Annotated in this window: 1 protein-coding gene; it reads right to left on the bottom strand. The window is 66.2% G+C overall.

All coding sequences use genetic code 11. The features are described from left to right. Window positions 1-545, bottom strand: a 545-nt coding sequence (locus ACTHQS_RS21050; RefSeq protein WP_440172747.1) for an enolase C-terminal domain-like protein, incomplete at both ends; no start/stop codon positions are given.

Genomic DNA, 545 nt, shown 5'->3' with positions numbered 1-545 from the left:
ACCAGGCGCAGCCCCTCCTGGTTCTCCGCCGGCGTGCAGTCCTCCAGCCAGAACAAGTCATACGGCTCCAACGCCTTGCCCAGCTTCGCGGCCTGGATCGGCGTCATCCGGTGGTGCCCGTCATGCAGCAACGGAAGCTCCGGACCAAACTCATTCCGGACCGCTTCGAAGACGGTCGGTAAATGCCGCAGATACGCCCGGGTGTCCCAGTCCTCCTCCACCGGGAACGCACCCCGCCCCGCCGGCTCATAGTCATACCGCTCCCCCGACGCCTGCGCCTGCGCCGCCACACCATAAACAGCCTTGATCCCCGGGACCGCCGTCTGGATCCGGATCGACTTGTACCCGAGCTCCAAATGCTCCCGGACCGAATCAAACAACGACTCAATATCGGCACCCGACGCGTGCCCGTACGCCCGCAACCCGTTCCGCGACGCACCGCCGAGCAGCTGGTACACCGGCATCCCGGCGAGCTTGCCCTTGATATCCCACAACGCCATGTCCACCGCAGCGATCGCCGCCATCGTCACCGGACCCCGCCGCCA

It is taken from the genome of Arthrobacter sp. SAFR-044 (assembly GCF_051965175.1).
Lineage (GTDB): Bacteria > Actinomycetota > Actinomycetes > Actinomycetales > Micrococcaceae > Arthrobacter.
Note: the sequence above shows the minus strand (reverse complement) of the source record. Positions and strands in the feature narration are given on the sequence as shown.